Consider the following 14,874-nt stretch of genomic DNA (forward strand, 5'->3'; position numbering starts at 1 on the left):
ATGAGGTCTTTTAATGTATATAAATTTAGATTATTGTCAGTTTTTGTTAGAGGTTTAGTAATAACGCTATTTCTCAATTCTTTGCTCAGTCTGTTAATGTTTTTAGCGGGAGCTTACAATGTTTTTATGCACTCCTTTCAGCAATTTTCTCTTGATTTTGCAATTGCATTAAGCTCTGTTTCTTTTGGGATAGAGGCTACTAGATTAGTATTTCTTTATCTGATTATTGGGAAAAAGACTAAGTATTATTTAGTTTTGGTTTCTAGTTTTTTGGTTTGTTTTTTTTCTTTTTTTATAAAAATTTTTCTTTCTATTGGCATGTAAGTTATTGATTTTTAAAAATCACTATTGACTAATATACTTTGTTTATTATAGACTAGCCGTTAGTGCTATGCCGACTTAGCTCAGCTGGCCAGAGCAGCGGTCTTGTAAACCGCAGGTCGTCGGTTCGAATCCGACAGTCGGCTTTTGGGGCGGTACCGAAGTGGTTAACCGGGGCAGACTGTAAATCTGTTGGCATTGCCTACGTGGGTTCGAATCCCACCCTCCCCAGTAGAGGGTCTTATGGGGGATTTGTTTTTCTTGGAGGTGGTGTCCTTTTCGCAAAGAGGCGGTGGGTTTTTTTGAATTTTGAGCAGGGCTTGTTGATGTTACTCTCTCTTGGGTAGGATTTGAGTTCTTATGAAGATAAAAAAAGTTTTTGTTTCCTCTATCATCTTTGTTGCTGTGGTTTGTGTTTTGTTGTTTTTTGTCTGTTTTCTAAACTCTTCTCCTTCCGCGTCTGAGGCGTTGTGTGAATTTGAGGTGCAAAGAGGATGGGGGGTCAAGAGAATAGCTGGAGAGCTTAAAAAACAAGGCTTTATTAGGTCTGAAAAACTGTTGATGGTTATTTCCTATGTTTTTGGTAGTGATGGGAATTTTAAAGAAGGCAAACATTTAATTGGTAAAAATTTTTCAACTTTTGAGGTGTATAAGAAGCTCTTGAAGGGTAACCCCGCCCTTGATATTAGCGTTACTATACCGGAAGGGTATACGGTTAGAAGAATAGCTTTAAAACTTAATGAATTTGGTATTATTGGTGATGCTCAAAGTTTTATTGATTTGATAAATGATGCTAGATTTATCAGTGAGCTTGGGCTTGATTATTATTCTCTTGAAGGATTTTTATTTCCAGATACTTATAAATTTTATGAGGGGATGGATATGAGGGAGATAATTAAAGCATTTGTTGGTAATTTTTTTAGCAGACTCGTTTCAATGGGAATAGATTATAAGTCTTATTCTAGTGAGGATCTTTATAGTAGGGTAATTATTGCTTCTATTGTAGAGAGAGAGTATAGGGTTAAGAGCGAAGCAGCGGTAATGGCATCTGTTTTTTACAATAGGATAGAGTTTAATATGGCGTTGCAATCTTGTGCTACAATCGAGTATGTTATCACTGAAGAATTGAAAAAGCCTCATCCTAGGAGGATTTATTTTTCAGATTTAGAGATTAAGTCCCCCTATAATACTTATGTTAATAGGGGTTATCCTCCAACTCCAATCTCTAATGCTGGTGCTGTGTCTTTGTGTGCGGCCTTTTTCCCCGATAATACGGACTACTTGTTTTTTGTTTTAAAAAATCCCAAGACTGGAGCTCATAAATTCTCTTCAGATTATAGTGACCATCTATTATCGGCAAGTAGTTATATGCACAATTTTGTTACCAAGGATTAAAGAACATGGAGCATGCTAAAGTTATAGATTTGATTAAAAGTAGAGTAGATATCGTCGATTTTATAGGGGAGCGTGTTAGGCTAGTCAGATCAGGATCGTCTTATAAGGGTCTTTGTCCCTTTCATGCAGAGAAAACAGCCTCTTTTTTTGTGAATCCTTCTCAAGGTTTTTTTTATTGTTTCGGGTGTAAAAAAGGTGGGGATGTTATAAAGTTTTTGGTGGATATTGAGAAATTTAGCTACAATGATGCTGTTAAGTCTTTGTGTAGCAGAGTGGGAATTTTGTATGAGGATATTAAGAGACCCGATGGTTATGTTAAGGACAGAGCTCAAAATAGGGAAATAGTTTCGAAAATATACAGCTTAAATTCTAGGTTGGTTAGTTTTTTTTTATCTTCTTTTTGTAATAATAAGAAAGTTTTGAATTATATTCTTAAAGAGAGGAGTATATCAAGGAGAGTCGTTAATTTATTCAATATTGGGTATTTGCAATGTGATGTGGAGGGTGGATTTAGTTTTTATAATTTTTTGATTTCAGAAGGATATTCTGCTGAGCTGTTAGTCAAAAGTGGTTTCTTTTCAAAGAAAAGGAAAAGGTTTTCTATTTTGTCTGGTAGACTGATTTTCCCGATCAGAGATTTTAAGGGGAATGTGGTGGGTTTTGGGGGGCGGAGTTTGGGTGTGGGTAACGGGCCCAAATACATCAATTTGAGCGAAACGGATCTTTTTAAGAAGAGAGAGTTACTTTATGGGTTTTATGAGGGTTTCTCTGCGATTAAGGAAAGTAGGTCGGTGATACTAACAGAGGGGTATATGGATGTTCTTTCTTTTTTTACAGCCGGCGTGAAGATTGCGGTGTCTACGCTCGGTACATCTTTTTCGAGGGAGCATCTTGCTTTAATTAGGAGGTATGCTGATAAAATAACAATATGTTTTGATGGTGATGATGCTGGACTTGTAGCTACTTTTAAGGCATATCAAGTTTGTTTGCCCTTTGGTATTGATGTGAGTGTGATTAAGATGGAATATGGGTTTGACCCTGCAGATGTTTTAAAAAGTAGAGGGATGTCTTATCTGGGAGATTTAGTTGGTAATGAGTGTGATGCGTTTGAATATCTTTTGGAAAGATATTCTCTTAAGTATGATTTGAGTAAAACGTCGAGTTTAAATATTATGATTAGTATCTTTATTAAGTTAATAAGCCTGTCAAGCACTAATACGCAAAGAGATATTCTTTTAGAGAAACTAGAAGGTAAGGTTGGTATTAGATTGGAGACCTTAAGACAGGATTACTATGATGTTAGAGAAAGAAATGCAATTGAGAATTCTAGGAAAAGTGCATCTTCTTATCAACCAAATACATATGAGAGGTATTTAGTGATCGCCTTATTGAAAGACTTTAATTATTTTAATATAATGAGGCGCAATATTAGTGATAGCGACTTGCATGACGTTGATGTGAGGAAGGTTTTTGTGTGCTTTGAAAACTTGTTTGACAATGATGAGATTTTTTCATTGCTTAATTTAAAAGAGCTTTTAAAGGATAAGTATGGCGTCAGTGAAACTTTTTTTGAAGATATGTTGGGGATAGAATTTGAAGTAGATAATGAGATGGTTATGCAGATTTTATTTGCAATCAAGAAAAGAAAATTGGAAGATCGTGTTTTGGCCTTTAAGGAGATGATCGGGCCTAATTCTTTGGTAGATGCTAGGACTCAAATAAGGGAATTAATGTTTTTGAATATGCAAAGAGAGAGTTTAAGGATATATTTGGATGGATAGCATGGAGAGCAAAGAATTGCAGTGTTTTAGGAAAAAGAATGCGAAAGTAATAAGGGGCATATTAGAGTATTTGGGGGATAGGAAAGAGGTTACTTTTTCGGATTTGTCTACCTTACTCTCAGGAGATATGTTGGAACCTGAAAACATTGATTTTATTTATGAGATACTTGAAGATGAGGGAGTAAGCTTGATTGATAAAAGAGTGGAATCTGGAAGCTCTGATGCCAGTGATTCTGAGTTAGAAGAAGTGAGTAAAATGGATAGTCAATTTATGGTTTTAAGTGATTGTGATGATGAGGCTGATGATAAGTTAGAAGAATTTGACGATATTTTAGAAAAGGAAGATTTTTCAGGGTGTATTAGAAGCGGATTGTTAAAAGATAACAACACTGAGGATCCAATAAGGCTTTATTTAAAGGAAATAGGAAAGGAATTTTTATTAACCGGAAATCAGGAAGTTGAACTTGCAAAACAAATGGATTCTGGGGAGTCTATAATTGAAAACATTCTTAAGAGCGAGGGCCTTGTTATAGAGAACTACTATAATTTGATTAATGCTATTTATTCAAGAGGAGATAGGGAAGAGTTTTTTAAAAGGGAAAAGGAAAGGGAGAAGGATAATAATGCGGATTACTATAACAAAAAAAAAAGAATCACTTCTTTTTATAAAGCCGCATTAAAACCTTTTCAGGATCGTATAGTAAGTTATATTGAAAATAAGCATAAATTGTACGAGCTTGGGGAGGATATCTTTGAGGAAAGCGTTAATAATGAAAGACTTGATATAAAAGAAATTCTTAAATCTGTTCCTTTGTATCAGGAAGAATTGAGGGTTTTTTCAGATGATTATATTGATTCTGCCAGTAAGATAAGGGATCTAAAGAGACAGCAGAAGTCCATATTAGATCGATTGAAGGTGGATAAAATTAGGAATCTTAGGATTCTTGGCAGGGATTTGGCTATCCCTGAGAGACGGGAGAAGATAGAAAAATGTTTAAATATGCGAGAAGATCTTATTAAAGAGCAGATTACAGAAGCTCAGCTTACGCAAAAGGAGCTTGAAAGAATTGAGATGTATTATGAGTACCCAGTAGATAGGATAATACGGATGTCGGAAGAGATTATTAAGGGGAAGCAGATGATGCAACATGCGAAGGATCAGTTGATTAAGGCTAATTTGAGACTTGTGGTAAGTATAGCTAAAAAGTATGCTAATAGGGGACTGCATTTTTTCGATCTTGTGCAGGAAGGCAATATTGGTTTAATTAAAGCTGTTGAAAAATTTGAGTATAAGAGGGGATTTAAATTTTCGACCTATGCTACGTGGTGGATTAGACAAGCGATAACAAGGTCAATCTCGGATCAGGCACGTACGATACGTGTTCCTGTACATATGATTGAGCAAATAAATAGGTTAAATAGAGAAACAAGATATTTGGTGCAGGTTTTAGGTAAAGATCCAACAGACGAGGAGCTTGCGGTTAGACTTGGGTGGGAACTGAAAAAGGTTAAGACTGTTAAGAATGTTTCAAGGGAACCTGTATCGCTTGAAACTCCAATCGGGGAAGAAGAAGATTCTGTTCTGAGCGATTTCATTGAGGACAAGGCAATAAAAAATCCAGCAAAGCATACGTCTTTTGTAGTATTACAAGATCAAATAAGATCAATTCTTGGTACTCTTCCGGAGAGGGAACAGGAAGTCGTTAAGATGAGATTTGGGCTTGAGGATGGTTATTCTTTGACTCTTGAAGAAGTTGGGCTTCATTTTAATGTTACAAGGGAAAGGATTAGGCAGATTGAATCTAAGGCTTTAAGGAGACTTAAAAATCCTAAGAAGACTCAGAAACTTAAAGATTATTTAGAAGATTTAAATTAGGGGGGGGTGTGGAAAGTAATATTGATATATTAAAAAACCTTGAAGGCATATACAAGGCTAAGTTTAGCCTTGAAGAAAGGCAAAAGAGTATTCCTAGGTATTTACAGGTTAAGAAATCTCAAATTGATGAGCTTATTGGAGTACTTAATGAGTTACAGGTCAAGTTTAAAGAGTGTCAGAAAGAAGATTCGTCTTTGAAATTGGGCATTCAGGACATTAATATGAGAAAAACTAAAGCAGAGGAAAAAATAGATAGTATTAAGACTCAAAGAGAATATGAGGCTCTTGAGAAAGAGTTGCAGGCTATTATTGATGATGAGGTTGCTATTAGGAAAAAGATGACACATGTTACTGGCCTTAAGACAAGGGTGGATAGAGAAATAACAGAGTTAAAGGGTAAGCTTGAGGGTGAGCAAAGTATTTATGCCACTGAAAGTGCTAATCTTGAGGAGGAGCTTTTAAGTGTTAAACAAAAACTTCTTGATATTACAGATGAGGAGGGGAAGTATGCTTCTAGAATGGATGAGGATTTTTTGTTTAAATTCCAGAGGATTATTAGGAACAAATCTAGTGGGGTTGTTCCTCTGGTTGAAAATGTTTGTAAGGGGTGTAACATGATACTTCCTGTTGAGTTCGCAAACAAGGTGAGGCGTGAGCCCGATGATGTTAAGTTTTGTCCTTATTGTAGTAGAATACTTTATTATCAGGAGGCGTTTGAGGTTGGCTTGGGAATGATGCCTGGAAGTTTAGCGGATCTTATTGAGTAAGAATTTATATTAAGTTAATACCCAGTCATCGCCTAATTTACGTTGAGGTGTTTTAGGAGGAAAGTCCGAGCTCCGATAAGAGCATGATGCTAGGTAATGCCTAGGGGTTTTAGACTTAAGAGAGTGTCACAGAAAATTACCGCCTTAGGGTAAGGGTGAAAAGGTGAGGTAAGAGCTCACCGCTTATTTAGTGATAAATAAGGTCAGGACAAACCTCATTAGGAGCAAAATCAAGTATGCAGGTTTTCCTTGCTCTTGGGAACTTGCGGGTGGATTGCATGATTTTTCCAGTGATGGAAAAACAAGATAGATGATGACGTAGTACAGAACTCGGCTTATGGGTATTAACTTAATTTTTGTAGGGAGTTTTATGGTAGTAGGGTATGTAAGGCGTGTTGCTTTTTGTTTTTTTGTAGTTCTAATGCTTTCTTTATTTATTTTTCACGTCCTGTCTTATTTTAAGGCTTTCTCCAATTCTTATTTAAGAGCAGGGCCCACTGAGGTAAATTTGCTTGCCCTTTGGGAGAATAAAGAGTATAAGGAAATAATTGATTATGCTGAGAATGGTCTTAAGGCAAACAAGTTTGATTTTAATTTGAATTTGCTTCTTGGGTTCTCGTATTTTTACTACTCCTTAATGCTAAATGATAGCTCTTTGAGAACCCGTTTTTTGGATAATTCAATAGAGCGGCTAAGGTTTTTGATGTCAATAAATGACGATATTCCTATGAGTTCACTCTATTATATTTTGGGTAAAGCTTATTCTCATAAGGGCGAGTATTACAGTGAGCTTTCTGTTAAGTATTTAAATAAGGCCTTACATTTAAATAGTTTTGATTTTATGAGCATAAAGGAAGATATTTTTGAATATTTAGGGTACTCTTACCAGCTTTTAAAAGACTATAAATCCAGTTTGACGTTTTTTACTAGAGCTTATAAGGAAAATAAGTCAGATCTTGTTCTTTGGAACTTGGCATATATTAATTACAAAATAGGAAACATTGACAAGAGTGTTGAATATATAAACAAATTTGTAAAAGGAGAAGATGAGTCGTTTAGGAATGAAAAAAACGATGATAATTTAATGCAGAAGGTGTATTTGTTGTATGGGGATATATACTTGGATCAGGGTGCTTACGGTATGGCCTTTAGTTGCTATGATAAAGTCTTAAAAATTAATAGGTTAAATCCTAATGTTTATGTTAGAATGGGAGACATATATAGAAGGAGAGATAGAGATTACCCTAAGGCTCGAAAATATTGGAGAGAAGCGTTGAGTATTAATCCTTATTTAGAGGAGGCGAGGGAGAGGCTTGGAATTGGCCTAGAAGATTTTTAGGGGGCTTGGTTTGAATTTATTTAAGTCTTTTTTGATAGATATTGGCATCGATCTTGGTACGTGTAATACTTTGGTTTACATCAAGGATTATGGTGTAGTGATGAGTGAGCCTTCGGTTGTAGCTATTGATGTTACTAAGGGTGGTAGAGTTGTTGCTGTTGGACGAAACGCTAAAAAGATGCTTTGGAAGACTCCGGAGAATATTAAGGCAGTGAGGCCTCTTCGCGATGGTGTTATTGCTGATATTGAAAATACAGAGAAGATGATTAAGTATTTTATAAATTATATTTTTTCTCGAAAGAAGTTGTTTTTTAAGCCTAGAATGGTAATCGGTGTGCCTACTTGTATTACGGAAGTTGAAAGGAGAGCCGTTAAAGAGAGCGCAATGAATGCTGGTGCTCGTGAGGTTAAGGTTATTGAGGAATCTCTTGCCGCTGCGATTGGGTCTGATATTCCCATTTTCGAGCCGACAGGTCATATGGTATGTGATATTGGGGGGGGCACTACTGAGATATCTGTTATCTCGCTTGGTGGTATGGTGGTGAGCAGAGCCATTAGAACCGGTGGAGATGAGTTTGACGAGAGTATAATAAAGTATATGAGAAATGCCCATAACATCATTATTGGGCAGCAGACTGCGGAAAGATTAAAGATCAGGATAGGTAATGTTTATCCGGATACACATAATTTGAAGGTGGAGACAATAGATATTAAGGGAACGGATGCTGTTACAGGTCTTCCTAGGAAGCAGATTGTTGATTCTATGGAAGTAAGGGAATCTTTAAAGGAGCCTATTAGTACTGTTGTTGATGAGGTTAAAAGAACCCTTGGGGCGACTCCTCCAGAACTTGCGACAGATATTGTTGAGCGTGGTATTATACTAACAGGAGGCGGAGCGCTTCTTAAGGGGCTTAATAGACTTTTATCAAAAGAAACAGGGGTTCCGGTTTATGTTGCAGATAATCCTCTTCTTTCTGTGGCTGTTGGGGCGGGCTTGTTTTATGATTATGCTAACAGAATAGATATTAGTAAGAACATATATAGCTTTATTAATGAGTAGGTATGAAGCTTCTTGTTAGGTTCAAGAATTTTATTAAGGTATTGGGTATACTGGTAGTTTCAGTTGTTCTTATGGTGTACGATTCGGGTGGTTATGGAGGTAAGGGGAAGGATGACTTTTTTGTTTTTACCTTGACTTCTTATGTTCAAGATAATATTCATGGTTTTTTTTGTTTTGTTGCCAGTGTTTTTAAGGCAATGAATGAATATAGGGACTATGGCGAGAAGATAGAGGAGTATAGGAAGAAAATACAGCAACTTGAGGTAGTTACCCAAAATGTTCAGATGCTGAGACAGGAGAATTCTAGACTTAAGGAACAGCTTGGATTTTATTCGTCGAATTCTAGCGAGTTTGTTTCGGCCGAAATAATTTATTTGAATTATTCAAATGTTTCTTCTTTAATGGCAATTAACAAGGGCTACAATGATGGTGTTCAAAAAGATATGGTGGCTGTTGCCTATCAGGATGGGTTTAGTGGTTTGGTTGGCAAGGTTGTTAAGGTTTACGCACATACCGCTAGGGTTTTGCCCCTGACCAGTTACGAGAATTTTGTTTCTGCAAGAATTCAAAATAGCAAATTTATTGGTCTTGTGGAGGGTAAAGGGTATGGGGAGTTTCTTGAGATGAATTATGTTAACAAATTGGCTGAAAGCGATTTAAAGATAGGGGATTCTGTGGTTACTGCGGGTTTTGGCGAAGATCCTGGTGGGATTTACATAGGTAAGATTACTAGTTTTAATATTCTTGAATATAATTCTCTTTTAAGTATTAAAGTGGAACCTATGATAGTCCTGGATAAATTGGAGTATGTTTTTTTGGTGAAGGGAGGAGGGAGGATACAAGATTGATATCTTTCGTTCTGTATTATATTAGCAGCGTACTTTTGGGTCAAGTTTTTCAATATTATTTTGCGGTTAATTTTTCCTTTTCGATAGATATATTTCTAATAATTTTAATTTTTAATTCTCTGAATTTTGTTTTTAATGTAAGCCTGTTCTCGAGCGTGTTGCATGGACTTATTATGGATTATTTTACTGGATTGCCGCTTGGATTTTTTGTCTTCAATTATGTCTTAATATTTTATATACTTGGAAAAATTAAAATTTTAGTTCCCAAAAGTATGCTTAGTATAACGTTATTTTTTGTTTTTTCAAAGTTCATAATTTGTTTTGTTGCAATGGTGTTATCAGATTTTGTGGATCTTAAAGGATTTAATTACGAAATATTTAATCTTAATATTGTTGTAAACATAGTATTTATAAATTTTTTGTATCCAATTTTAAGTTATTTTACTCGAAATCTTTATGCTTTCAGGGAGGAATATTAAGATGAGGGTTATTTTGAAAGAAAGATATAGATTTGGATTATTGTTTGTATCTTTGGTATTTTTTATTTACCTTTTTACTTTATTTAAGATGCAAATTGGGAAGCACTTATTTTACGATAGAGAAGCAATAGTGCTTTTATCTAGGGTTGAAAAAATTAATGCCTCAAGGGGTGAAATTTTAGATTCAAATCTGAATGTTATTGCAAATAACCTTACAGCGTTTGTTTTAAAAATTAGCTTGGAGCAATACTATGAAATGCCTCTTGAAGATAGAGAAGAGATGCTAGAGTTTTTATCAAGGACTTTAAGAATAGATCGGGGGCTTATTCTTTCTAAAATTGAAGCTCCTAGGGGATATCTTAAAGATGTAGAGATAATTGAGCTTAGTCCTGAAATGTTGTTTAGAATATCTGAGAAAAGGAATTATTATCCTGCACTTTTATGGTCATATTCTTTTAAAAGAAATTATTTGGGGGATGATTCCTATTCTCATCCTATTGGGTATGTTGGCAGGATCAATCAAAGAGAACTTCGTGCGTTTTATAATGTTAAGGGATATGATAATAACTCTACAATAGGCAAGTCGGGTATTGAGCAAATTTATGATATCTATATTAGGGGGAAGGAAGGCTTGATTAAATACAGGGTGGATTCTAGGGAAAGGAGGATAGACAGTGGCTCTATTATAGAGAATATGACTCCTGGTAATAATATTGTGTTAAATATTATTAGGGATGTTCAAATGCTTGCCAAAAATACCCTAGGAGAGAGGTATGGGACTGTAGTGGTATTAAAGCCTTCAACAGGGGGTGTATTGGCTCTTCATAATTATCCTTATTATTCAATGAGAGATATTTATAATAAGTATTCCAGAGAAGATTATTCCTTTCTAAATAGGGCGGTGCAGTCAGTTTATCCTCCGGCTTCTATTTTTAAATTGGTCATGGCTACCGCATTACTGGAAGAAAAAGTTTTAGATAAAGACAGAAAGATACATTGTCCGGGGTATTTTAAGGTGGGCAATAGAACTTTTCATTGCTGGCAGCGTGGTGGGCATGGTTATGTCAATTTAGAGGAAGCTGTTGCACATTCTTGTAATGTTTATTTTTACACATTAGGGCTTAAGTATCTTGGGGCCGAGAAGATTTTTAAATATGCAAGGGAATATGGATTTGGAGAGAAAACGGGTATTGATTTGCCAAATGAGGTGCCAGGTCTTCTGCCAAGTCCAGCGTGGAAGGAAAAAATTTTTAAGCAACCTTGGGTTGGTGGAGATACTGTAAATTTTTCAATAGGGCAAGGATTTTTAAATGCCACTCCTGTTCAGATTGCTAACATGATAGCTATGATTGCAAATGAAGGTGTCGTTTATAAGCCAAGAGTTGTTAATAGGATTTTGGATGGAAATACTAATGAGGTTGTTCTTGAAAATGCCCCAGAGGTTCTCAGAAAGACTAATCTTATTAGTAAGAGTACTTTTAAGCTTTTAAAAAAATATATGAGAAGTGTTATAACTTATGGCACTGCAAGAAATTCAGTTCTTACTAGGGTAGTGGCAGTTGGAGGAAAAACAGGGACAGGCCAGACCGGTGTTATTGGGTTTGAGAATAGTTCTTTTGTAGGGCTTGCGCCTTACAATGGTACGCCGGGTGAACAAGTTATTGTTTTTAGTCTGGTTGAAGGAAGGAGTAACGCTGATATGTGGCCTGCTAAAGCGGTGGATTTAGTCATGCAGGGTATTTTTGCTAATCAAAGTTATGAGGATATTCTTAAAGTATACAGACCATGGTACATTAGGTAGGGTAAAGTGGCGGTTTTTAGAAAAGGGTATGACTTTTTGGCATTAATTAGTTTAGCGGTTATATCTTTTGTTGGGATATTGCTTATATATTCTAGTGATTATGCTTCTAACGGTTCTTTGGTTAAAATCGAATATTTTAAACAAACTATATGGGTTCTTATTGGATTTTTTTTAATCTTTGTAATGGGAAGATATGATCTTAAGATCATACAGGGGATGATTTACCCTTTATATTTTTTGTTGATAGCTTCCTTGATTTTTACTGCCCTTTTTGGTGTTACTGTTAACGGGGCTAGGTCTTGGATTGGGATTTGGAGGTTGGGTGGGCAGCCTTCAGAATTTGGCAAAATCGTTACTATCCTAGCTCTTGCTAAGTTTTACAGTAGTAGGAGAGATAATGGTAGCGGGTTTATTTTTGCTTTTCTTTTAATTTTTCCTGTTGTTTTGCTTGTATTTTTACAGCCTGATTTTGGAACTGCTGTGGTTTACCTGAGTATATTTGTATTCGTTTCCTTTTTTGCTGGTGTGGGCGTGCATTATATCTTGTATTTTACTTTGGTGGGTTTTCTTTCATTCCTTTTCGTAATTTTACCTGTTTGGTATGAATATAAGACAGAGATGGGAAATATAGTGTATTTAATTTTTTCAAATAACTTTTATTTTCAAGTAGCTTTTTTGGTATTAATTTCAGTATTTGTATCTTCCGTTATAGGTTTTTTTATTTCAAAATACAATTTAAACATTAGACTTACTTATTTTTATATTATGTTTGTGAGTTCAATTTTGATAATTGCTGCTCTTTCGTCTAGGTTTCTTTCTAGGATGATGAAGCCTTATCAAATTAAGAGATTTTTGGTCTTCCTGGATCCAAATATTGATCTTAAGGGGGCTGGGTGGAATTTAAATCAAGTAAAGATTGCTATTGGTTCTGGCGGTGTTTTTGGCAAGGGGTTTTTGAAGGGACCTTACACACACGCAAATTATGTGCCATCTCAGAGTACAGATTTTATTTTTTCAATTCTTGCTGAGGAATTTGGATTTTTGGGGGTTGGTGTAGTTTTAATATTGTTTTTCCTTATTTTTTTCAGGATTTTAATAATAATGAATAAGAGTAGGGATAGATATATGTCTTTGGTTCTATCGGGTGTGTTGGGTCTTTTATTTTTTCATACTTCTTTTAATGTTGGGATGTGCTTGGGGCTTTTACCAATTACAGGAATACCTTTGCCTTTTCTCTCCTATGGGGGTTCCTCTAGTATTACTTTCTTTCTGGCTATGGCCCTTTATTTTAACATTGAGTCTATAGTGACTGTAGACTAAATGCTTTTGTACTTTTTGTTTTGTCTATTTTTTTAGTAAGTTTTTTTGTATATTTTATCTGGGGGTTCCTTGTGTGTATTTTTGTTAGGTGTTTGGTGTGTCGTGCACAGAAGGTTGAGCCTTAAGAAGGTATTTATGGGTAAAGATTTAGACAGTGATGGTATTTTGTATAAAAAAAGACATTCAATCGCTCATGTTATGGCAGAAGCGGTGCTGGATTTATTTCCAGGTACCAAACTCGCGATAGGACCTCCAATTAAAGATGGATTTTACTATGATTTTGATTTTGAAAATCATATTACTGAAGATGTTCTTTTGTTAATAGAGCAAAAAATGCGAGAAATTTTAAAGACGGGTAGTTCTTTTGTAAGGGAAGTGATTACGAGGGAGCTTGCTTTCTCTTTATTTAAAGAACAGCCTTACAAAACGGATTTAATTAATAACTTCGGGTTTGAAGAAGAGGTTTCGATATATAGGAGCCACAATTTCGTTGATCTTTGTAAGGGCCCTCATGTAGATAATATGAGTGAAATTGATCCAAGCGCATTTAAGTTGACCAGTATTGCCGGTGCTTATTGGCGTGGTAATGAAAAAAATAAAATGCTTACTCGTATTTATGGGACTTTGTGGAATAATGAGGGAGAGCTTAAGGCGCATCTTAAATTGAGGGAAGAGATAAAAAGAAGAGACCACAGAAAGCTTGGGCGAGATCTCGATTTGTTTTCCATTCATGAAGATATAGGTCCTGGCCTTGTACTGTTTCATCCTAATGGCGCCAGAGTAAGAGCTTCAGTAGAAGATTTTTGGAGAGAAGAACATCTAAAGAATGGGTATGATATCCTTTTTACGCCTCATTTGGGTAAATCTTGGCTTTGGGAAACTTCTGGACATTTGGATTTCTATAAGGAGAATATGTTTGAGAAGATCGAAATGGATAAGAGTAGTTATTATGTTAAGCCTATGAATTGTCCGTTTCATATTGCAATTTATAATGAGGGGAGGCATTCTTATAGGGATTTACCTTTCCGGTGGGCTGAGCTTGGCACAGTGTATCGTTATGAGAGAATAGGTGCTCTTCATGGCACTATGCGTGTTAGGGGGTTTACTCAAGACGATGCGCACATTATATGTACTTATGAACAGGTTAGGACAGAGGTCAAAGAAGTCTTAAGATTTGCACTTTATATGTGGAATAAATTTGGTTTTACAAATTTAAAGGCATATCTTTCTACAAAACCGGAAAAATCTGTTGGGAGTGTGGATGATTGGGACATGGCTGTAAGGGAATTAGAGGAGGCTTTGATTGATTTTAATATTTCTTATGAGGTTGATGATGGAGGTGGGGCTTTTTATGGCCCTAAGATTGATCTTAAAATAGTAGATTCTCTTGAAAGAGAATGGCAGGTGAGTACAATTCAGTTTGATTTTAATCTTCCTGAAAAATTTAAAATGACTTATACGACGGAAGAGGGTAGGGAAAAGAGACCTTTTGTGATTCATCGCGCTCTTCTTGGTTCTATTGAAAGATTTTTTGGAATTTTAGTAGAACATTATGGGGGTGCGTTTCCTGTATGGCTAGCTCCTCTTCAAGTAGTCATTATCCCTGTGAATAACATTGTGGAAGAATATGCACTAAAGGTTTTTTCTTTATTTAAGGAAGAAGGCATTAGGATAAAACTTGATAATGATTGCAATACAAGAATGAATGCTAAGATTAGAGAATATCAAGTTAAAAAGGTTCCTTATATGTTTATAATAGGGGATAGGGAAGTAAAAGCAAAGGGAGTTTCCATTAGAACTAGAACTAATGAACAGATTAATGGTCTTGGCCTTGAGGAAGCTTTTGAATTTGTGAAATCAAAAATCAAGTGCAAGGAGCTTTTGTAA

12 protein-coding genes, 2 tRNA genes and 1 other RNA gene are annotated in these 14,874 nt (G+C 35.6%); all 15 read left to right on the plus strand.

The window, feature by feature from the left end:
- Complete coding sequence (locus LKV13_RS03590; protein WP_229089449.1) at positions 1 to 324, plus strand: hypothetical protein; 324 nt, start codon at positions 1 to 3, stop codon at positions 322 to 324.
- Between the two features lie 69 nt (positions 325 to 393).
- Positions 394 to 467 (plus strand) — tRNA-Thr (locus tag LKV13_RS03595).
- A gap of 3 nt (positions 468 to 470) precedes the next feature.
- A tRNA-Tyr gene (locus LKV13_RS03600) sits at positions 471 to 552 on the plus strand.
- Positions 553 to 681: 129 nt separating this feature from the next.
- Complete coding sequence (gene mltG, locus LKV13_RS03605) at positions 682 to 1,716, plus strand: endolytic transglycosylase MltG (protein ID WP_229089450.1); 1,035 nt, start codon at positions 682 to 684, stop codon at positions 1,714 to 1,716.
- Positions 1,717 to 1,721: 5 nt separating this feature from the next.
- The gene (gene dnaG, locus LKV13_RS03610) at positions 1,722 to 3,497 is read left to right on the plus strand and encodes a DNA primase (RefSeq protein WP_229089452.1); all 1,776 of its coding nucleotides are present in this window, start codon (positions 1,722 to 1,724) and stop codon (positions 3,495 to 3,497) included.
- Complete coding sequence (gene rpoD / locus LKV13_RS03615; RefSeq protein ID WP_229089456.1) at positions 3,490 to 5,373, plus strand: RNA polymerase sigma factor RpoD; 1,884 nt, start codon at positions 3,490 to 3,492, stop codon at positions 5,371 to 5,373. Before dnaG ends, rpoD begins: the two co-directional genes overlap by 8 nt.
- Positions 5,374 to 5,381: 8 nt before the next feature.
- Complete coding sequence (locus LKV13_RS03620) at positions 5,382 to 6,140, plus strand: zinc ribbon domain-containing protein (protein ID WP_229089459.1); 759 nt, start codon at positions 5,382 to 5,384, stop codon at positions 6,138 to 6,140.
- 12 nt (positions 6,141 to 6,152) lie between these two features.
- An RNA gene (rnpB, locus tag LKV13_RS03625) (RNase P RNA component class A) lies at positions 6,153 to 6,494 on the plus strand.
- 16 nt (positions 6,495 to 6,510) lie between these two features.
- Positions 6,511 to 7,479: a tetratricopeptide repeat protein gene (locus LKV13_RS03630; RefSeq protein WP_229089461.1), complete on the plus strand. Its 969-nt coding sequence runs from the start codon at positions 6,511 to 6,513 to the stop codon at positions 7,477 to 7,479.
- 10 nt (positions 7,480 to 7,489) lie between these two features.
- Positions 7,490 to 8,539: a rod shape-determining protein gene (locus LKV13_RS03635; RefSeq protein ID WP_229089462.1), complete on the plus strand. Its 1,050-nt coding sequence runs from the start codon at positions 7,490 to 7,492 to the stop codon at positions 8,537 to 8,539.
- A gap of 2 nt (positions 8,540 to 8,541) precedes the next feature.
- The gene (gene mreC, locus LKV13_RS03640; RefSeq protein WP_229089465.1) at positions 8,542 to 9,387 is read left to right on the plus strand and encodes a rod shape-determining protein MreC; all 846 of its coding nucleotides are present in this window, start codon (positions 8,542 to 8,544) and stop codon (positions 9,385 to 9,387) included.
- Positions 9,384 to 9,866: a rod shape-determining protein MreD gene (locus LKV13_RS03645; protein ID WP_229089467.1), complete on the plus strand. Its 483-nt coding sequence runs from the start codon at positions 9,384 to 9,386 to the stop codon at positions 9,864 to 9,866. Before mreC ends, LKV13_RS03645 begins: the two co-directional genes overlap by 4 nt.
- Before the next feature lies 1 nt (position 9,867).
- Positions 9,868 to 11,667: a penicillin-binding protein 2 gene (gene mrdA, locus LKV13_RS03650; RefSeq protein ID WP_229089468.1), complete on the plus strand. Its 1,800-nt coding sequence runs from the start codon at positions 9,868 to 9,870 to the stop codon at positions 11,665 to 11,667.
- A gap of 6 nt (positions 11,668 to 11,673) precedes the next feature.
- Positions 11,674 to 12,987, plus strand: coding sequence for a rod shape-determining protein RodA (gene rodA / locus LKV13_RS03655; RefSeq protein WP_229089470.1), 1,314 nt, complete (start codon positions 11,674 to 11,676; stop codon positions 12,985 to 12,987).
- A gap of 135 nt (positions 12,988 to 13,122) precedes the next feature.
- On the plus strand, positions 13,123 to 14,874 hold the full coding sequence (gene thrS / locus LKV13_RS03660; protein WP_229089471.1) for a threonine--tRNA ligase: 1,752 nt from the start codon (positions 13,123 to 13,125) through the stop codon (positions 14,872 to 14,874).

The sequence above is a fragment of the Candidatus Borrelia undatumii genome, assembly GCF_020882015.2.
GTDB lineage: Bacteria > Spirochaetota > Spirochaetia > Borreliales > Borreliaceae > Borrelia.